The 19,378-nt window shown below is 56.7% G+C and carries 18 protein-coding genes; 6 read left to right on the forward strand and 12 right to left on the reverse strand.

Annotated features, from left to right (window positions below):
- Positions 1-2: 2 nt before the first annotated feature.
- From rffC to trxA, 7 genes are all read right to left on the reverse strand, one after another.
- Positions 3-677: a dTDP-4-amino-4,6-dideoxy-D-galactose acyltransferase gene (gene rffC, locus MMW58_RS27810; protein WP_241723786.1), complete on the reverse strand. Its 675-nt coding sequence runs from the start codon at positions 675-677 to the stop codon at positions 3-5.
- 78 nt (positions 678-755) lie between these two features.
- Positions 756-2,018 carry a UDP-N-acetyl-D-mannosamine dehydrogenase gene (gene wecC / locus MMW58_RS27815; protein ID WP_241722514.1) on the reverse strand — a complete coding sequence of 421 codons (1,263 nt, stop codon included), beginning with the start codon at positions 2,016-2,018 and terminating at the stop codon, positions 756-758.
- On the reverse strand, positions 2,015-3,145 hold the full coding sequence (wecB, locus tag MMW58_RS27820; RefSeq protein WP_241722515.1) for a non-hydrolyzing UDP-N-acetylglucosamine 2-epimerase: 1,131 nt from the start codon (positions 3,143-3,145) through the stop codon (positions 2,015-2,017). The genes wecC and wecB overlap by 4 nt, the downstream gene beginning before the upstream one ends.
- A gap of 56 nt (positions 3,146-3,201) precedes the next feature.
- Entirely contained in the window at positions 3,202-4,248 is a 1,047-nt protein-coding gene (gene wzzE / locus MMW58_RS27825) for an ECA polysaccharide chain length modulation protein (protein ID WP_133601435.1), read from the reverse strand.
- Positions 4,249-4,261: 13 nt separating this feature from the next.
- Positions 4,262-5,365, reverse strand: a complete 1,104-nt coding sequence (wecA, locus tag MMW58_RS27830; protein WP_041143476.1) for a UDP-N-acetylglucosamine--undecaprenyl-phosphate N-acetylglucosaminephosphotransferase — start codon at positions 5,363-5,365, stop codon at positions 4,262-4,264.
- A 240-nt stretch (positions 5,366-5,605) separates the two neighbouring features.
- Positions 5,606-6,865, reverse strand: coding sequence for a transcription termination factor Rho (gene rho, locus MMW58_RS27835; protein WP_002883293.1), 1,260 nt, complete (start codon positions 6,863-6,865; stop codon positions 5,606-5,608).
- Positions 6,866-7,198: 333 nt separating this feature from the next.
- Positions 7,199-7,528 (reverse strand): thioredoxin TrxA, encoded by a 330-nt coding sequence (gene trxA / locus MMW58_RS27840; protein ID WP_045853623.1) that lies wholly within the window; start codon positions 7,526-7,528, stop codon positions 7,199-7,201.
- A 342-nt stretch (positions 7,529-7,870) separates the two neighbouring features.
- Between trxA and rhlB the strand changes: the two genes are divergently transcribed.
- Together rhlB and gppA are read left to right on the forward strand one after the other, a co-directional pair.
- Positions 7,871-9,136 (forward strand): ATP-dependent RNA helicase RhlB, encoded by a 1,266-nt coding sequence (gene rhlB / locus MMW58_RS27845; RefSeq protein WP_041143474.1) that lies wholly within the window; start codon positions 7,871-7,873, stop codon positions 9,134-9,136.
- A gap of 199 nt (positions 9,137-9,335) precedes the next feature.
- On the forward strand, positions 9,336-10,826 hold the full coding sequence (gene gppA / locus MMW58_RS27850) for a guanosine-5'-triphosphate,3'-diphosphate diphosphatase (protein ID WP_166646245.1): 1,491 nt from the start codon (positions 9,336-9,338) through the stop codon (positions 10,824-10,826).
- A 14-nt stretch (positions 10,827-10,840) separates the two neighbouring features.
- Here the strand turns inward: gppA and rep are convergent, their stop codons facing one another.
- The gene (gene rep / locus MMW58_RS27855; protein ID WP_241722516.1) at positions 10,841-12,862 is read right to left on the reverse strand and encodes a DNA helicase Rep; all 2,022 of its coding nucleotides are present in this window, start codon (positions 12,860-12,862) and stop codon (positions 10,841-10,843) included.
- Between the two features lie 112 nt (positions 12,863-12,974).
- Between rep and ppiC (MMW58_RS27860) the strand changes: the two genes are divergently transcribed.
- Both ppiC (MMW58_RS27860) and ppiC (MMW58_RS27865) read left to right on the forward strand, forming a co-directional pair.
- Positions 12,975-13,256, forward strand: a complete 282-nt coding sequence (gene ppiC / locus MMW58_RS27860; RefSeq protein WP_045853627.1) for a peptidylprolyl isomerase PpiC — start codon at positions 12,975-12,977, stop codon at positions 13,254-13,256.
- 50 nt (positions 13,257-13,306) lie between these two features.
- Entirely contained in the window at positions 13,307-13,588 is a 282-nt protein-coding gene (ppiC, locus tag MMW58_RS27865; protein ID WP_024555327.1) for a peptidylprolyl isomerase PpiC, read from the forward strand.
- A gap of 37 nt (positions 13,589-13,625) precedes the next feature.
- Here the strand turns inward: ppiC (MMW58_RS27865) and MMW58_RS27870 are convergent, their stop codons facing one another.
- Together MMW58_RS27870 and MMW58_RS27875 are read right to left on the reverse strand one after the other, a co-directional pair.
- Positions 13,626-13,988 (reverse strand): hypothetical protein, encoded by a 363-nt coding sequence (locus MMW58_RS27870; RefSeq protein ID WP_045853629.1) that lies wholly within the window; start codon positions 13,986-13,988, stop codon positions 13,626-13,628.
- Entirely contained in the window at positions 13,985-14,425 is a 441-nt protein-coding gene (locus MMW58_RS27875; RefSeq protein WP_076947982.1) for an Rrf2 family transcriptional regulator, read from the reverse strand. Before MMW58_RS27875 ends, MMW58_RS27870 begins: the two co-directional genes overlap by 4 nt.
- Before the next feature lie 182 nt (positions 14,426-14,607).
- Here MMW58_RS27875 and MMW58_RS27880 point away from each other — a divergent pair, with 182 nt between their 5' ends.
- A complete protein-coding gene (locus tag MMW58_RS27880; RefSeq protein ID WP_241722517.1) occupies positions 14,608-15,231 on the forward strand; it encodes a class I SAM-dependent methyltransferase in 624 nt (207 codons plus the stop codon).
- A gap of 83 nt (positions 15,232-15,314) precedes the next feature.
- On the opposite strand, the gene ilvC is transcribed toward MMW58_RS27880, so the two are convergent.
- Positions 15,315-16,790 (reverse strand): ketol-acid reductoisomerase, encoded by a 1,476-nt coding sequence (gene ilvC / locus MMW58_RS27885; RefSeq protein WP_123710403.1) that lies wholly within the window; start codon positions 16,788-16,790, stop codon positions 15,315-15,317.
- 149 nt (positions 16,791-16,939) lie between these two features.
- Here ilvC and ilvY point away from each other — a divergent pair, with 149 nt between their 5' ends.
- Positions 16,940-17,836, forward strand: a complete 897-nt coding sequence (gene ilvY / locus MMW58_RS27890; RefSeq protein WP_045853633.1) for an HTH-type transcriptional activator IlvY — start codon at positions 16,940-16,942, stop codon at positions 17,834-17,836.
- Here ilvY and ilvA read toward each other — a convergent pair.
- Positions 17,833-19,377, reverse strand: coding sequence for a threonine ammonia-lyase, biosynthetic (gene ilvA, locus MMW58_RS27895; RefSeq protein ID WP_045853634.1), 1,545 nt, complete (start codon positions 19,375-19,377; stop codon positions 17,833-17,835). The genes ilvY and ilvA overlap by 4 nt on opposite strands.
- Position 19,378 lies beyond the last annotated feature (1 nt).

Consider the following 19,378-nt stretch of genomic DNA (forward strand, 5'->3'; position numbering starts at 1 on the left):
TGTCACCTGTATAACCAGTACGCGGTGTTTTCCACATTCGCACCGCTGAGAATATAACGTTTAAGCGCGGCGGTATTACCCATCTGGGTCGCCACCCGCAGTGTAGAGAGCCCGCGCGATCCGGCCCAGCTTCGCGCCGCCTGCATCAGCTCAGCGCCGGCGCCGCGACCGGCCAGCAGGCCGATCCGGGCGTCCGTGGCGTTGAGCTGACGCAGGGAGACAAAAGCGCGGATATCGCCGTCGGAGGTGCGGAAAATCAGGCACTGGTTATCAAAGGTCCCCAGCACCGCATTTTCAATCCATTGGGCGTAGAAACGACCGCTGGCATCAGCGGCATACCACGGCGCGCGAAAGCGGCTGAGGGCAAACGCCTGCGCCGCCAGCTCCCGCAGGCGCGGGATGTCCGCGGCGGTGGCGATTTCGCACCCGAGATCGTCTGCCGTCCCGGCCGGCAGCGCCAGATCGACTTCCCCTTCAACCAGCTGGAAGCCCAGCTGCTGTAGGGCGTCCAGCCGTTCGGTATCCTCCGCCGCAATCTTCGCCTGCAGACGCGACCAGCCGGTCAGCGCCTGGCTCGTCAGCGGCGGAGCGTCGTGTCGAAAGCGCACGATCGCGCTGTTAACGCCAAAGAAGCGATTTTCCCACTCCAGGGGTTCAATACTGGCGCGGACGGACACGGACGAGATCCAGTAAGTATTGGCCATAGCCGGAGCCAGGGATCGGGCCTTGGTTCATAGCGGTGACCAGAATCGTTCTCACCGCCATACCCCTTTGGTATCGACGATAAATGCCTGGGTTACGCTGTCGCCGCCGATCGCTTTGAACTCATGGTGATCGACCAGCATCACCAGTACATCGGCGTTTGCCAGAGCATCGCTCAGCGATGCCAGGGTGCACAGACCCTCGAGCTTCTTCGGCAGCTGGTGAATATTGGGTTCGACAACCAGCGTTTCACCGCTGTGCCAGGCCGCAATTTGCATGGCGATAGCCATCGCCGGGCTTTCGCGCAGATCGTCGATGTTCGGCTTGAAGGCTAGGCCAAAGCAGGCGATTTTCAGCTCGCTGGCGCGCCGGTTGCTGGCGGCAAGACACTCGGCCACCCGCGCCTTCGCCTGCTCGATAACCCATTCGGGCTTATGGTCGTTGACCTCCCGCGCGGTGCGGATCAGCCGCGCCTGCTGCGGATTTTGCGCCACGATAAACCACGGATCGACCGCGATACAGTGGCCGCCAACGCCCGGCCCCGGCTGCAGAATATTGACGCGCGGATGGCGGTTCGCCAGGCGAATCAGCTCCCAGACGTTAATTTCCTGCTCGGCGCAGATCAGCGACAGTTCGTTAGCAAAGGCGATATTGACGTCGCGGAAGCTATTTTCGGTCAGCTTGCACATCTCTGCGGTGCGGGAGTTGGTCACCACGCACTCGCCTTCGAGGAAAATTTTATACAGCTCGCTGGCGCGGGCAGAACAGACCGGGGACATACCGCCAATCACGCGGTCGTTTTTAATCAGCTCAACCATCACCTGGCCCGGCAGCACGCGTTCCGGGCAGTAGGCGATATTGACGTCCGCCGCTTCGCCTGCCTGCTGCGGGAAGCTCAGATCGGGGCGCAGCTCGGCCAGCCAGCTCGCCATCAACTCCGTCGCCCCGACGGGAGAGGTGGACTCAAGGATAACCAGCGCCCCCTTCTTCAGCACCGGCGCTATTGATTTTGCCGCCGACTCGACGAAGACCATATCCGGCTCGTGCAGATCCTTAAACGGCGTCGGTACGGCAATCAGATAGGCGTCCGCTTCCACCGGCACGGTGGTGGCGCTTAAATAGCCCTGCTCGACCGCGGTCTTAACCACGCTGGCCAAATCCGGTTCCACGATATGAATCTCGCCGCGGTTAATGGTCTCCACCGCGTGCTGATTAACATCAACGCCCACCACCCGCTTTTGCCGGGAGGCGAACGCGGCAGCGGTTGGCAAACCGATATACCCAAGGCCAATCACTGAAATGGTAGAAAAACTCATAGCGTTACCTGATTATTTTTAAGTGCGGTCACAATGCGGCTACATGCCTGCCCATCGCCGTAAGGGTTGTGCGCCCGGCTCATCGCCTGGTATGCGGCATCGTTGTTCAGCAGATTCGTGACTTCCGCGACGATGCGCTGGCTATCGGTACCGACCAGCGTAACGGTGCCTGCGGCTACCGCTTCCGGCCGTTCCGTCATCTCGCGCATCACCAGAACCGGTTTGCCCAGCGAAGGGGCTTCTTCCTGAATACCGCCGGAGTCAGTGAGGATCAGCCATGCGCGATCCATCAGCCAGACAAACGGCAGGTAATCCTGCGGTTCGATCAAAATCACGTTATCAACATGACCAAGAATGCGGTTTACCGGCTCGCTGACGTTTGGGTTCAGGTGCACCGGATAGACAATTTGTACATCGGGATGGCTGGCCGCAATTTCCGCCAGCGCGTGGCAGATCTGCTCAAACCCGCGGCCGAAGCTTTCGCGACGGTGGCCGGTGACCAGGATCATCTTCTTTCCGTTAGCCAGGAACGGATAGCGCTGCATCAGTTCGATGCGCAGCGCCTCATCGCCCAATACGCGATCGCGAACCCAGAACAGCGCATCGATAACCGTATTGCCGGTGACCGTGATATGACTATCGGCAACGTTCTCCCGCAGCAGGTTCTGCCGCGAGGTCTCCGTCGGCGCAAAATGCCAGGTTGCCAGCCGCCCGGTTAACGTCCGGTTACCCTCTTCCGGCCACGGCGAGCTGAGATCGCCGGTGCGCAGTCCCGCCTCAACGTGCCCCACCGGGATTCGCTGATAGAAAGCGGCGAGGCTCGCCGCCATCGTGGTGGTGGTATCGCCATGCACCAGCACAACGTCAGGCTTAAACGACTCGAGGACCGGCTTCAGCCCTTCAAGGATGCGGCAGGTAATCTCCGTCAGGCCCTGGCCCGGCTGCATGATATTCAGGTCGTAATCCGGAACAATAGCAAACAGCTTCAGCACCTGATCGAGCATCTCCCGGTGCTGCGCGGTTACGCACACTTTCGCCTCAAAATGAGGGTCTCTGGCCAGCGCATGAACCAGCGGTGCCATTTTGATGGCTTCGGGTCTTGTGCCAAATACAGTTAGTACTTTCACATCGATTCTCTTCGATTAGGTGATGAAGTCCGCATGACCTTCATCACAGGCCGCATTCACTGGATACGACGCCGCGATAACGCCACGCCTGCGCCGATGAGCGCGCCCACAATCCCCCACATCACCATCAGAAATACGCGGCGCGGGCTATCGCGTTTTACAGGTTCTTCCGGCGTACGCAAATACCGGTAAGTCTGAAAACGCGGATCTAAAGTCGGCCCAACGTTCAGGGTATTCAGCATCGCGCGGCTCTGGTCATAGTCAAGGTCGTATTCCGGACCTACCGCTTGCAGATTTTCTAACCGCGCCTGCAGCATCGGCCTGCCGAGTAAAAACAGCTCGGAATCCGGCAGCTGCTCGGCAGGAATATCGGTCTCACTGCGGGAAATATTATGCTGCTGGGCGATTTTCAGCGCCTGTTCCACGCTATGGGTACGGCGGTTGAAAATCTCACGCGCGACCTCTTCCTGACGCTTAACCTGCGCTTTCATCTGCACGGTACGTGCCGCCCAGGCGCCCTTGAGCTCGTCATTCAGGTGGCCCGCCGCGCGCTGGCTGGCAAACGCTACGTACTGACGCAGCAGATTATTGGCATCCGGCGCGGTCTCGGCCGTCAGCTTCACGCTATCGTTGGTATTCTTTACCGCATCACCCGGCATAAACTGAATATTGTTAATCAGATCGTCCAGCAGCGCGGCATCGGCGCGAGAATTACCCGACTGGCGCTGTTTGTAATAGTCGGTTTGCAGCCAGAAATCACGCCGGGTATCCCAGGACCCCTGCTGCATGATGAACTCTTTATAGGCGTCGTCCATTGCCGAAGGCTGATCGACCGAAGCCAGGTTGGCTTTGATATCGAGATTGCGTAAAAACTGCTGCTGCGAGTAGTAGCTGCCCAGCATATTTACGGTTGGCCGGTCGGTAATTGCCGTCGCGCTCCACTCCTGGCGAGCAAAAAAGGCATAAACCAGTACGATCAGCGCAAACAGCACGGCCATCCCTGCTATCCAAATTTTCCCTGCCCATAAGGCGCGAAACAGCCCGCGAATATCCAGCTCATTCTCAACGTTCACTGCTTGTGCTCCCGGTAATGGTTGAGTCATCACGTCCCCAGTTCTACTTGGTTAATTTTGGATTATTGCTGCTGTGTCGCCGTATTCTGCGTCTGATGCGCTTAACCAGGCGCGCCACTTTCCAGGCGCGTTTAATGCAGTAGCCGTAAAGGAAGAAGGCTAACAAAAAGAGTATTAACATCACCCATTCAGGAACGATACGGGTATATTCCGCCACCACCCCTACCAGCGCCAGTAAAGCGGCGGCCAGCGTGATCAGGACGAATGCCTGCCGGGAAGTAAACCCAGCGCGCATGATCAAATGATGAATGTGCTGGCGGTCCGGAGAGAACGGACTCATGCCCTTGCGCAGGCGACGATACATAATCGCCACCATATCCATCAACGGAATCGCAATAATCCACAGCGCGGTCACCGGGCTAATGGGATGCGTTTTACCCTGCGTGGTTTCCAGCAGGATCCAGATAATGGTGAAGCCAATCATGGTGCTGCCGGCATCGCCCATAAAGACCTTATAGCGACGGCCAAGCGCACCGAGGTTAAGTAAAATATAGGGCAGAATGGCGGCAATCATCGCAAAACACCACATTGCCAGGCTGTACTGGCCATCAAACCACAGGATGATGCCCGTTGCCGCAAAGGAGACCGATGACAGACCGCCGAGCAGGCCGTCGATGCCATCAACCATATTAAAGGCGTTAATTGCTGCCCAAACGGCAAAAAGAGTGAGGAAGAAACCGAAGGGGCCGAGCACCAGCTCCCATGAGCCAAAAATAAAACCGAGGCTGCTAAGATGCAGGTTTCCTGCCATCATCATGACGACGGCAATGGCGGCCTGCATAACCGCACGAATTTTTACGCTGATATCAAATCGGTCATCCAGCGCGCCGACCAGGACCAGAATACCGGCGCACGCCAGGTACAGCGAAGCATGGGGAATGTAATAATCCGCGATCGCAAATGTAAAACAAATACCCGCGTAAACTGAGATCCCACCCACTAACGGAACCAGACCCTGATGCCGTTTTCGATAGTTAGGCTTATCGACTAACCCAACCTTTTTTGCCGCCTTGCGAGCCACAAATATAAAAAGGGTAGTGAATAAGAAAATACTGATTAATTCAGTAATAGCAGTGAGTAAATTCACAACGCATGTGCTCTCAGCATGGTTAATCCGGGAAGTATAACGACGATGTCTCAACTCCTGAAGGGGTAATGCAGATCATTACAAATTTATTGTATAGATTTTAGTCTGTTAAAGTTATCTCTGCCAGGAGAGGCGCGTTCATCATACGATAATACCCGCTCCGATTTCCCTTTCTGGATCATACAAATCCCAAAAACAAAACGCCACGCGGTTGCGTGGCGTTTTTCAGCTTTTTTAAACTTACGAACGCTTCATCATGTCGAAGAAGTCATCGTTAGTTTTGGTCATAGCCAGCTTGTTGATGAGGAACTCCATCGCGTCGATTTCACCCATCGGATGGATGATTTTGCGCAGGATCCACATCTTCTGCAGCTCTTCCTGAGTGGTGAGCAGCTCTTCTTTACGCGTACCGGAACGGTTGTAATCGATAGCCGGGAAGACGCGTTTTTCTGCGATCTTACGCGAGAGGTGCAGCTCCATGTTACCGGTGCCTTTAAACTCTTCGTAGATAACTTCGTCCATCTTGGAGCCGGTGTCGATCAGCGCCGTAGCGATGATAGTCAGGCTGCCGCCCTCTTCGACGTTACGCGCAGCACCGAAGAAACGCTTCGGACGGTGCAGGGCGTTGGCATCCACACCACCGGTCAGAACTTTACCGGAAGCCGGTACGACGGTGTTGTAGGCGCGAGCCAGACGGGTGATGGAGTCGAGCAGAATGATAACGTCTTTCTTATGCTCAACCAGGCGCTTGGCCTTCTCGATAACCATCTCGGCAACCTGAACGTGACGGGATGCGGGTTCGTCAAAGGTAGAAGCAACAACTTCACCTTTAACCAGACGCTGCATCTCGGTCACTTCTTCCGGACGTTCGTCGATCAGCAGGACCATCAGCACGCAGTCAGGATGGTTGTAAGCGATGCTCTGCGCAATATTCTGCAGCAGCATCGTTTTACCGGCTTTCGGCGGAGCAACAATCAGACCACGCTGACCGCGACCGATCGGCGAAGCCAGATCCAGGACGCGAGCGGTTAAGTCTTCAGTCGAGCCGTTACCACGCTCCATACGCAGACGTGAGTTTGCGTGCAGCGGCGTTAAGTTCTCGAACAGGATCTTATTACGCGCGTTTTCCGGCTTGTCGTAGTTAACTTCGTTGACTTTCAACAGCGCAAAGTAACGCTCACCCTCTTTAGGAGGACGAATCTTACCGGAAATGGTGTCACCAGTGCGAAGGTTGAAACGGCGGATTTGGCTAGGGGATACGTAGATGTCGTCGGGACCGGCGAGATAGGAGCTGTCTGCAGAGCGGAGGAAACCAAATCCATCCTGCAGTATCTCCAGTACGCCATCGCCAAAGATATCTTCGCCACTCTTCGAATGCTGCTTGAGGATGGCAAAAATAATATCCTGCTTACGCATACGGGCCAGGTTTTCCAGCCCCATATTTTCGCCGAGAGTAATCAGCTCAGAAACCGGCGTATTCTTTAATTCGGTAAGATTCATAATGGTGTGGGTTCTTAAACTCGGGGTAGAACTCGAACTTCATGTTGTGAATGGTATGGCAGGAACATCCATGCCTGTTAGCGGCCTACATCTCGTGTCTGTACGTTGCCTGGTCACAGGAAAGAACGCAGAGCTGAAACGACAAAACGGAATGAGTGATAAGCCCGGAATTTTTAGCTTCACGCGCATTTCTGCGGGATGCTTCGGGTAAAGCAAGATTCAAACAATAAAGGTATGTTTAAAACGAAGTCTGAAGTTAACTTAGCACGACTCAAGCCGGGCGTCCAGAGTTCCGCAAAAAATAGGAATCCGGACGCCGGAATGGCAAACTGATTACGCCAGATTGGCGTCGAGGAAGTCTTTCAGCTGGCCTTTAGACAGTGCGCCAACTTTGGTTGCCGCCACTTCGCCGTTCTTAAACAGCAGCAGAGTCGGGATGCCGCGGATGCCGTATTTCGGCGCGGTGCCCGGGTTCTGATCGATGTTCAGTTTCGCAACGGTCAGCTTGCCCTCATACTCGCCAGCGATCTCATCCAGAATCGGGGCGATCATTTTGCACGGACCACACCACTCTGCCCAGAAATCGACGAGGATTAGCCCGTCAGCCTTGAGTACGTCCGTGTCAAAACTGTCGTCAGTCAGGTGAATAATTTTATCGCTCATATTTAACTCCACAGGAATAAGCCTGGTGTGCTGGTGTCGCAGACATCAACGACGCGTTAATGCTACGTTATACACGTTATCCTTCAGGATGCCTCTGTAACTGACAGCCTGTGCGACCCGGTCCATCATGGACCTCGCCGCGCAGGAGTCAAAGCAAACCGTGTTCAAACCGTTACCGGTAGATTATTCACCGCCGGTCCGCTTAGTAGTCTAAGCTTTCGAAGATTCATTCGGTTGCCGCAGAGCACCTTCAGTAATTTCGCGTATAGCCAACGAAAGGTTGACGTTATTTCAACGGATACGCTTTCTTAATGCAATAGTTAGCTGATATTCTACCACACTATGAGCAAAACACATTTAACAGAACAGAAGTTTTCCGACTTCGCCCTGCACCCGGCAGTTATCGAAGCCCTTGAAAAGAAAGGGTTTCATAATTGTACGCCCATTCAGGCACTCGCTCTTCCGCTAACGCTGGAAGGTCGAGACGTCGCCGGGCAGGCGCAAACCGGTACCGGTAAAACGATGGCGTTCCTGACGTCAACGTTTCATTATCTTCTCTCTCACCCTGCTATCGCTGAGCGCCAGGTTAACCAACCGCGTGCGCTGATCATGGCGCCAACGCGTGAGCTGGCTGTACAGATCCATGCTGACGCGGAACCGCTGGCGCAGGCCACCGGCCTGAAGCTCGGTCTGGCGTACGGCGGCGATGGCTACGACAAGCAGCTGAAAGTGCTGGAGAGCGGCGTCGACATTCTGATCGGGACTACCGGTCGTCTTATCGACTACGCCAAACAAAATCATATCAACCTTGGCGCTATTCAGGTTGTCGTCCTCGACGAAGCCGATCGCATGTACGATCTCGGCTTTATTAAAGATATCCGCTGGCTGTTCCGTCGTATGCCGCAGGCTAACCAGCGCCTGAACATGCTGTTCTCCGCCACCCTTTCCTACCGGGTACGCGAACTGGCGTTTGAGCAGATGAACAACGCCGAATACGTTGAAGTCGAACCAGAACAGAAAACGGGTCACCGTATTAAGGAAGAGCTGTTCTATCCTTCCAACGTAGAGAAAATGCGCCTGCTGCAGACGCTGATCGAAGAAGAGTGGCCGGATCGCGCCATTATCTTCGCCAACACCAAGCATCGCTGTGAAGATATCTGGGGCCACCTCGCCGCTGACGGTCATCGCGTTGGCCTGTTGACCGGCGACGTCGCGCAGAAAAAACGCCTGCGTATCCTCGAAGAGTTTACCCGTGGCGATATTGATATTCTGGTGGCAACGGACGTTGCGGCACGCGGTCTGCATATCCCGGCCGTCACCCACGTCTTTAACTTCGACCTGCCGGACGACTGCGAAGACTACGTACACCGCATTGGCCGTACCGGTCGTGCTGGCGCCAGCGGCCACTCCATCAGCCTGGCCTGTGAAGAGTACGCGCTGAACCTGCCGGCGATTGAAACCTATATCGGGCACTCAATCCCGGTAAGCAAGTACAACCCAGACGTGCTGATGACCGATCTGCCGCGGCCGCTGCGCCTGGCGCGTCCACGCACGGGCAACGGCCCGCGCCGCAACGGACCGCCTCGCAATCGCCGTCGTTCAGGCTAGTAAAGTATGTCATACACAAAATCGTTCGGGATGCATCAGGGCGCAAGGTTAGCGAATCCCGAATGACTTACTTTAGTAAGTGGTTCGGGTGACAAATCTGTGTCTGACGGATTTGAACGCTGCTTGCAGCGGCCCCATCGGGGTGAGTCCCTGGGATGGGCCGAATAAGCACGCTACTTTCGCAGAGGCAATTTGAAGGATGAAGTGTATGAGTTCCACCTCGCTTTATGCAGCTATAGATCTTGGCTCTAATAGCTTTCATATGTTGGTTGTTCGCGAGGTGGCCGGGAGCATTCAGACTCTCAGCCGTATCAAGCGCAAAGTGCGGCTTGCCGCGGGCCTGAATAGCGACAACGCGCTCTCCGCGGAGGCGATGGAGCGCGGCTGGCAGTGCTTACGGCTGTTCGCCGAGCGCCTGCAGGATATCCCCCCGGCGCAAATTCGTGTCGTCGCGACCGCAACGCTGCGTCTGGCGGTTAATGCCGATGAGTTTCTGGCTAAGGCCAGAGATATTCTCGGCTGCCCGGTGCAGGTCATTAGCGGCGAGGAAGAAGCGCGCCTGATTTATCAGGGCGTAGCGCATACCACCGGCGGTGAAGACCAGCGCCTGGTGGTCGATATCGGTGGGGCCAGTACCGAACTGGTCACCGGAACCGGCGCGCAAACCACCTCTCTTTTCAGCCTGCCAATGGGCTGCGTCACCTGGCTGGAACGCTACTTCGCCGATCGTAACCTCACGAAAGACAACTTCGAACTTGCTGAAAATGCGGCGCGCGAAGTCCTGCGGCCGATCACCGATACGCTGAACTATCACGGCTGGAAAGTGTGCGTCGGCGCCTCGGGTACCGTTCAGGCGCTGCAGGAAATCATGATGGCGCAGGGTATGGATGAGCGCATTACGCTGGCTAAACTCCAGCAGCTCAAGCAGCGGGCGATTCAGTGCGGGCGTCTGGAAGAGCTTGAAATAGAAGGCCTGACTCTCGAGCGAGCGTTAGTTTTCCCCAGCGGTTTAGCCATTCTCATCGCTATATTTAGCGAGCTAAATATTCGCTGCATGACTCTGGCCGGCGGCGCGCTGCGCGAAGGCCTGGTTTACGGCATGCTGCATCTGGCGGTCGATCAGGATATTCGTAGCCGGACGCTGCGTAATATTCAGCGCCGCTTTATGATCGATACCGAGCAGGCCCAGCGCGTCGCCCGCCTGGCGGCAGACCTGGTGAGCCAGCTGGATAGCTACTGGGAGCTGGAGCCGCTTAGCCGCGACCTGCTGGTGAGCGCCTGCGCCCTGCATGAGATTGGCCTGAGCGTTGATTTTAAGTCCGCTCCGCAGCACGCGGCCTACCTGGTGCGCAATCTCGATCTTCCCGGCTTCACGCCGGCGCAGAAAAAGCTGCTCGCCACGCTGTTGCTCAACCAAACCAACGCGGTCGATCTCTCTTCGCTCCACCAGCAGAACGCGGTCAAGCCTCGGGTTGCGGAGCATTTATGCCGCCTGCTGCGTCTGGCTATTCTGTTTGCCAGCCGCCGTCGGGACGATCTGCTGCCGTCCGTCACCCTGACCGCCGAGGATGAAAAGCTGATGCTGAGGCTGCCGGAAGGCTGGCTGGAAAACCATCCGCTGGGCAGCGAGATGGTTGAGCAGGAGTGCCAGTGGCAAAGCTATGTCCACTGGGCCTTAGAAGTCGTCTGAGATCGGGGCGAGCGCTACTTCTCCTTCGCCTTTGCCAGCATCGCCCGGATGTTGGCGACGTTGGCCTGTCCTTTGTGCATACGTTCTTCCGCCGAGATAACCTTGCGCGCCTGCTCCCAGATAAGATCGTCCTGCGGGAGCTCCAGCAGAAAACGGCTTGGCTCCGGACGCACCAGTTCGCCGTACTGGCGGCGCTCTTTACACAGCGTAAACGTCAGCTCTTTCTGCGCCCGGGTGATGCCCACGTACGCCAGCCGGCGCTCCTCATCGACGTTATCTTCTTCAATACTGCTCTGGTGCGGCAACAGCCCCTCTTCCATGCCAACCAGATAGACGTACGGAAATTCCAGCCCCTTCGAAGCGTGCAGGGTCATCAGCTGAACCTGATCCAGCTCCTCGTCTGATTCGCCGCGCTCCATCATATCGCGCAGGGTAAAGCGGGTGACCACCTGGGTGAGCGTCATCGGCTCATCGATATCGCTGCCTTCCAGCATCTCGGTCATCCAGCTGAACAGCTGGTTGACGTTTTTCATCCGCATTTCCGCGGCCTTCGGGCCGGGCGAGGTTTCATACAGCCAGGATTCATAGTCAATGCCGCGGATCAGATCGCGCACCGCAACAATCGGCTCGCTTTCCGCCAGCCGCTGGACTTCGGCCAGCCACTGCGTAAAGCCGGTGAGCGAATCATAGCCGCGTCCGGTCAGCGTCTGGGTGAGGCCCATATCAAAGCTGGCGGTAAACAGGCTTTTGTTACGGGTCATCGCCCACTCGCCGAGCTTTTGCAGCGTTGCCGGGCCAATCTCCCGCCGCGGCGTATTGACGATGCGCAGGAACGCGCTGTCATCGTCCGGGTTGGTCAACACCCGCAGGTAGGCCAGCAGGTCTTTGATCTCCGGACGGGAGAAGAATGAGGTGCCGCCTGAAATTTTGTAGGGGATGCGGTTTTGCATCAGCATTTTTTCAAACACCCGCGACTGATGGTTGCCGCGGTAGAGGATCGCATAATCCTTGTACTGGGTTTTATTGATAAAGTGGTGGGCAATTAGCTCCCCGGTCACCCGCTCCGCTTCGTGCTCTTCACTATTGGCGGAGAGAACTTTCAGCTCGGCGCCGTAGCCCAGCTCGGAAAAGAGGCGCTTCTCAAATACGTGCGGGTTATTGGCGATCAGAATATTTGCCGCTTTGAGTATCCGGCCGGAAGAGCGGTAGTTCTGCTCGAGTTTGATGACCTGCAGCGCCGGGAAATCCTGGCTCAGCAGAACCAGGTTCTGCGGCCGCGCGCCGCGCCATGAGTAGATCGACTGATCGTCATCGCCTACCACCGTAAAGCGCGCCCGCTGTCCCACCAGCAGCTTCACCAGCTCATACTGGCTGGTGTTGGTATCCTGATACTCATCCACCAGCAGGTAGCGGATCTTATTCTGCCAGCGTTCGCGGACCTCTTCATTACGCTGCAGCAGCAGGGTCGGCAGAAGGATCAGATCGTCGAAGTCCAGCACGTTGCAGGCTTTCATATGCGCGTCATACAGCGCATAGCAATGAGCAAAGATCCGATCCCGCTCGCCCTGCGCGCTTGCCGCCGCCTGCGCCGGCGTGCGCAGATCGTTTTTCCAGTTGGAGATCGTCGAGATCAGCAGCTGAAGCACCACCTTGTCGTCTTCGATCAGCCCTTCGGTCAGATCCTTAAGCAAACCCACCTGGTCGGTATCGTCGAACAGGGAAAAGTTGGATTTCATCCCCAGCGCGGCATATTCACGCTTAATAATGTCCAGCCCCAGCGTGTGGAAGGTGGAGATCATCAGGCCGCGAGCCTCTTTGCGCCCCAGCGTTTGCCCGACGCGCTCTTTCATTTCGCGCGCCGCTTTGTTGGTAAAGGTCACCGCCGCGATATGGCGCGCCTGATAGCCGCAGACGCGGATCAGGTGCGCGATTTTATTGGTGATAACGCGGGTCTTACCGGAACCGGCGCCCGCCAGCACCAGGCACGGTCCGGTAACGAATTCGACGGCTTGTTGTTGGCCAGGGTTTAAACGCATGGGAGTCTTGCTCAATCTTCGAACGGGGTGAGGATTGTAGCAGAAAGCCGGGAGGAGATTTACCGGCTAATGGTAAAGTGTTGGCCACACCCGTCATCCTGAGAGCGAAACCATGGCAAAGTCCGCAGCGGCCCTGCATATCCTGGTCAAAGAAGAGAAGCTGGCGCAGGAGATCCTCGCCAAACTGGAACGCGGCATCAGCTTCGATCACCTGGCGAAGCGCTATTCACGCTGCCCCTCCGGGCGCAACGGCGGCGACTTAGGCGAGTTCCAACAGGGCGCGATGGTTGGGCCGTTTGATAGCGCGGTCTTCTCCTGCCCGCTGCTAAAACCCTACGGCCCGGTCAAAACGCGCTTTGGCTACCACATCATTAAGGTGCTGTATCGCCGCTAACGCATGCTAATATTGCGCCCTGATTCATCGCAACCTATCAAGGCACAATCATGGCTAAAACAGCGGCAGCAATGCACATCCTGGTGAAAGAAGAGAAGCTGGCACTCGACCTGCTGGAACAAATTAAAAACGGCGGCGATTTCGAAAAGCTGGCGAAGAAACACTCCACCTGCCCGTCAGGTAAGAAAGGCGGTCACCTGGGCGAATTCCGCCAGGGTCAGATGGTGCCGGCGTTTGATAAAGTCGTCTTCTCCTGCCCGGTGCTGGAGCCGACCGGCCCGCTGCACACTCAGTTCGGTTACCACATCATTAAAGTGCTGTACCGTAACTAATACATTAAAGCCTCTCTGGCGCAGAGAGGCTTTTTCCTTATTTCGCCTGCAGCGTTTTTTGTGCTTCATGCTTCATGACATGCATGCCGATAGCTGCCTGGAATACCTTAAACATCAGTCCGCTAATCAGCGTCGCGAAGGTGATGGTGATAAACGCCGTCATTACCCAGTCAACCAGCGCAAAGCCGCTGTTTAACAGCGCCGGGCGATACACCGCCATCCCGCCAAAGACCACCCAGTGGCTTAAGCAGTAGAAGCACTGAAACAGATGCCCCACCAGCGCATTCTTTTTTGCCGTCCACTCGCGAAATGAAGCAAACAGCTCCGTCTGCGTCACCGTTATCGAAATACTGCTGGCCGCCAGGGCAATCATCAGGCAGGTCGTTAAGGTAGCAATCATGAGTTATGGCCTTTGTCATTGAAGTAGCTGATAAATTCGCCGCCGATATCCTGTAGCGTCAGGCTTTTAAAACGATCGAGGATCAGCGTTTGCGCATCGGCAAGCGTTGCCGACATCACCCGGTTGACCCCCTGCTCCACCAGGCATTGTGGGTTCTCGCTGCGGTTGCCCAGCGCAAACAGCGCCGGTTCACCTAACGCCATGTAGATATCGTAAAGCGTAATCTCCGTCACCGGCCGACATAGCCGCCAGCCGCCGTGGTGCCCCTTAGTGGCACAGACAATGTTTTTTTCCCTGAGGCCGGCAAGCAGCTTGCGGATGAACGCCGGATTACCGTCAATAAAGGCGGCCATCTGCTCCGACGTCAGGGGCTTATCCATCTGCTCAAGGTGCAGCAGGATGTGCAGCGTTGCTGAGAATGAGTTATTTGTTTTCATGTAATTTACGATATTACATAAACGCCATGCTGCGCAATTCCCTCCGGTGAAATAAAACCAGAAACTCACACAAAATGATGATAGTTAAGGTTTTTTATATTTTTACACTGTGTTATTGACCAAAATAAATCTTATGTTACTTTTAATATTACATGATTTATTACGTTAACGATGAGGTCGATATGCACAATCAGGAACAGACGCCGGAACAGTTTTGGGCATCGCATTACGACGCCATGTCTCCGCTCTCCAGTGGTATCCCCGGCAAAATTCTGCTGCGCTTTACCGAAGCATTAGCGCCGGGCAAAGCGCTGGAACTTGGCTGCGGGCGAGGAGACGATAGCGTCTGGCTGGCGAAAAAAGGCTGGCAGGTCACCGCCGTGGATTTATCCTCGCGGGCGCTGGAATACGCCTCAGGCAACGCCGAACGAGCCGCGGTCAGCGATCGTATTACCTTCACCCAATACGATCTCACCGAAGGTTTTCCTGAGGGTGAATTCGATCTGATTGCCGCCTCTTTTCTGGAATCACCGCTAACATTCGATCGTCATAGCATCTTCCGCGCCGCATTTGCCCACGTTGCGCCAGGAGGCATGCTGCTGATTACCTCCCATGCCAGGCCGCCGTCATGGTCAAAGCATGCCGATCGTCCGTTCCAGTCGGCAAAAGAAGCCCTCGCATCGCTTGAGCCGCTGCCTGAAGGTTGGGAGATCGTTTTCTGCGACGACGTTTCGCGCACGATGCGCGGGCCGGAAGGCGAGGAGGGAGAGGTATCGGATTCGGTGATTGCGCTAAGGCGCAAATAAACAGGCCCGGTAGCGCTTACGCTTACCGGGCCTTTAGAGGATTTGCCGGTCGATGCGGCCCGCGGGCCGCAGAACGACGGGGATTAACCTGCTACAGCAATACGTTTCATATCGGTCATGTAGCCGCGCAGCTTGTGGCCAACGCTTTCGATTGCGTGGCTGCGAATCGCTTCGTTCACATCGCGCAGCTGGGCGTTGTCTACGGCACCTTCGGCAATCGCCTTGCCCAGATCGCCGGTCTGCAGCGTGGTCATGAACTCTTTCAGCAGCGGTACGCAAGCGTAGGAGAACAGGTAGTTACCGTACTCGGCGGTATCGGAGATAACCACGTTCATTTCATACAGACGCTTACGCGCGATGGTGTTGGCAATCAGCGGCAGCTCGTGCAGCGACTCATAGTATGCGGACTCTTCGATAATGCCGGATGCAACCATGGTTTCAAACGCCAGCTCAACGCCCGCTTTCACCATCGCAATCATCAGAACGCCTTTGTCGAAGTACTCCTGCTCGCCAATTTTACCTTCAAACTGCTCAGCGGTTTCGAACGCGGTTGCGCCGGTCTCTTCACGCCAGGTCAGCAGTTTCTTATCGTCGTTAGCCCAGTCAGCCATCATGCCGGAGGAGAATTCGCCGGAGATGATGTCATCCATATGCTTCTGGAACAGCGGCGCCATGATCTCTTTCAGCTGCTCTGACAGCGCGTAAGCGCGCAGTTTCGCCGGGTTAGACAGACGGTCCATCATCAGGGTGATGCCGCCCTGCTTCAGCGCTTCGGTGATGGTTTCCCAGCCGAACTGAATCAGTTTTTCCGCGTATGCCGGATCGGTACCTTCCGCCACCAGCTTATCGAAGCACAGCAGGGAACCCGCCTGCAGCATGCCGCAGAGGATGGTCTGCTCGCCCATCAGGTCAGATTTTACTTCCGCCACGAAGGAGGATTCCAGCACGCCAGCACGGTGGCCACCGGTGGCCGCTGCCCACGCTTTCGCGATGGCCATGCCTTCACCTTTCGGGTCGTTTTCCGGGTGAACGGCGATCAGCGTAGGTACGCCGAAACCGCGTTTGTACTCTTCACGAACTTCGGTACCCGGGCACTTCGGCGCCACCATCACGACGGTGATGTCTTTGCGAACCTGCTCGCCAACTTCAACGATGTTAAAACCGTGGGAGTATCCCAGCGCCGCGCCGTCTTTCATCAGCGGCTGTACGGAACGAACAACGTCAGAGTGCTGTTTGTCCGGCGTCAGGTTAACAACCAGGTCGGCCTGCGGGATCAGATCTTCATAGGTGCCGACCGTAAAGCCGTTTTCGGTCGCTTTACGCCAGGAAGCGCGCTTTTCTGCAATCGCTTCTTTACGCAGAGCGTAGGAGATATCCAGGCCGGAGTCGCGCATGTTCAGGCCCTGGTTCAGACCCTGGGCGCCGCAGCCGACGATGACCACTTTTTTACCCTGAAGGTAGCTCGCGCCATCGGCGAATTCTTCGCGCGCCATAAAGCGACATTTGCCCAGCTGTGCCAGCTGCTGGCGCAGGTTCAGTGTATTAAAGTAGTTAGCCATGGTGATACTCCGTGATGTTGCGTGTCTTATTGTTCGGTTCGCTTTTGCGAGAATGAACTTACTATATGACAGGAAATACATTGCGGAAATTGATATATTCACAACGTAACGTTGCAATATTTGCAATGTAAAATCGTGGAGTGCGGCCCGTGGATTTACGCGATCTGAAAACCTTCCTGCACCTGGCCGAAAGCCGTCATTTTGGCCGCAGCGCGCGGGCCATGCACGTTAGCCCCTCGACTCTTTCACGGCAGATCCAGCGCCTGGAAGAGGACCTCGGTCAGCCGCTGTTCGTGCGCGATAACCGCACCGTAACGCTAACCGAAGCGGGCGAAGAGCTGCGCCTTTTCGCCCAGCAGACCCTGCTGCAGTATCAGCAGCTGCGCCACGCCATCGACCAGCAGGGACCCTCTCTCTCTGGCGAGCTGCATATCTTCTGCTCCGTGACCGCGGCCTATAGCCATCTGCCGCCGATTCTCGATCGCTTTCGCGCCGCCCATCCTTCGGTGGAGATCAAGCTCTCGACCGGCGATGCCGCCGACGCGATGGAGAAGGTCGTCACCGGCGAGGCGGACCTGGCCATTGCCGGGAAACCGGAAACGCTGCCCGGCTCGGTGGCCTTCTCGATGCTGGAAAATCTGGCGGTGGTGCTGATCGCCCCGGCCTTAGCCTGCCCGGTGCGTAACCAGGTCAGCCAGGAACAGCCCGACTGGTCGACCGTGCCGTTTATCATGGCCGATCAGGGGCCGGTACGTCGGCGCATTGAGCTGTGGTTCCGGCGGCATAAAATCAGCAACCCATCGATTTATGCCACCGTGGGCGGCCACGAGGCGATGGTTTCAATGGTCGCCCTCGGCTGCGGCGTCGCGCTCCTGCCTGAGGTGGTGCTGGAGAACAGTCCGGAACCGGTGCGCAACCGGGTGATGATTTTAGAGCGCAGCGATGAGAAAACGCCTTTTGAGCTCGGCGTGTGCGCACAAAAAAAGCGGCTATATGAGCCGCTTATCGATGCGTTCTGGTCGATTTTACCCAACCCAGGCCACTAGCCGGCGAGGAAAAAGCGGAATGCCGGATTGTGCGTTTCGTCGTGGCAATCGTAGCCCAGCTCATGCAGTCGGGTTTCAAAATCCGGCTCATGATCGCCCAGCTCAAAGCCCGCCAGTACCCGGCCATAGTCGGTGCCGTGGCTGCGGTAGTGGAACAGAGAGATGTTCCAGTGGGTACCCAGCGTATGCAGGAACTTGAGCAGCGCGCCCGGTGATTCCGGGAACTCGAAGCTAAACAGGCGCTCCTGCAGCGGCTTCGACGGACGCCCGCCGACCATATAGCGCACGTGGAGCTTGGCCATTTCGTCATCGGAGAGATCGACGACGCTATAGCCCCCCTCGTGCAGCAGGTCCAGAATCTCTTTACGCTCTTCCAGCCCGCGGCTCAGGCGAACGCCGACAAAAATGCAGGCATCTTTGGCATCCGCAAAGCGATAGTTGAACTCGGTAACCGAACGGCCGCCCAGCAGCTGGCAGAACTTCAGGAAGCTGCCCTTCTCTTCCGGGATAGTCACCGCCAGCAGCGCCTCGCGCTGCTCGCCCAGCTCACAGCGTTCGGAAACGTAGCGCAGGCCGTGGAAATTGACGTTAGCCCCGGACAAGATGTGCGCCAGCCGTTCGCCGCGAATATTGTGCTGCGCGATATATTTTTTCATCCCCGCCAGCGCCAGCGCGCCGGAAGGTTCAGCCACCGCGCGAACGTCTTCAAACAGGTCTTTCATCGCCGCACAGATCGCATCGCTGTCGACGGTGATGATATCGTCGAGATACTCCTGACAGACGCGGAAGGTCTCGTCGCCGATGCGCTTCACCGCGACGCCTTCAGCAAACAGCCCAACGCGCGGCAGGTCTACCGGATGGCCGGCCTCCAGCGCCGCCTTCAGGCAGGCTGAATCTTCGGCTTCAACCGCAATCACTTTGATCTGTGGCATCAGCTGCTTGATCAGTACCGCCACGCCCGCCGCCAGTCCGCCGCCGCCAACCGGCACAAAAACGCGGTCAAGATGAGCGTCCTGCTGCAGTAATTCGAGCGCCAGCGTGCCCTGCCCGGCAATGACCATCGGATGATCGAACGGCGGGACCCAGGTGAAATTCTGCTGCTGCGCCAGCTCGATAGCTTTCGCTTTCGCTTCGTCAAAATTAGCGCCGTGCAGCAGCACTTCGCCGCCAAACCCGCGCACGGCATCAACCTTGATGTCCGCCGTGGCGGTAGGCATAACAATCAGCGCCTTAACGCCGAGGCGAGAAGCGGAAAACGCCACGCCCTGGGCATGGTTGCCCGCGGAGGCGGTGATCACGCCGCGCGCTTTTTGCGCTTCATTCAGCCCCGCCATCATCGCGTAAGCCCCGCGGAGCTTGAAGCTATGGACCGGCTGCCGGTCTTCCCGCTTCACGAGGATGACGTTATCCAGCCGCGAGGAGATTTTTTCCATTTTTTGCAGCGGCGTAATCTGCGCCGCTTCATAGACCGGCGCACGCAGCACCGCTCTGAGATATTCCGCCCCCTCAGGGGCGGCGGACAGGGGTTGTGATTCGGCCATG

Source organism: Klebsiella sp. HC6, assembly GCF_022605325.1.
In the GTDB taxonomy this organism is placed as follows: domain Bacteria; phylum Pseudomonadota; class Gammaproteobacteria; order Enterobacterales; family Enterobacteriaceae; genus Klebsiella; species Klebsiella terrigena.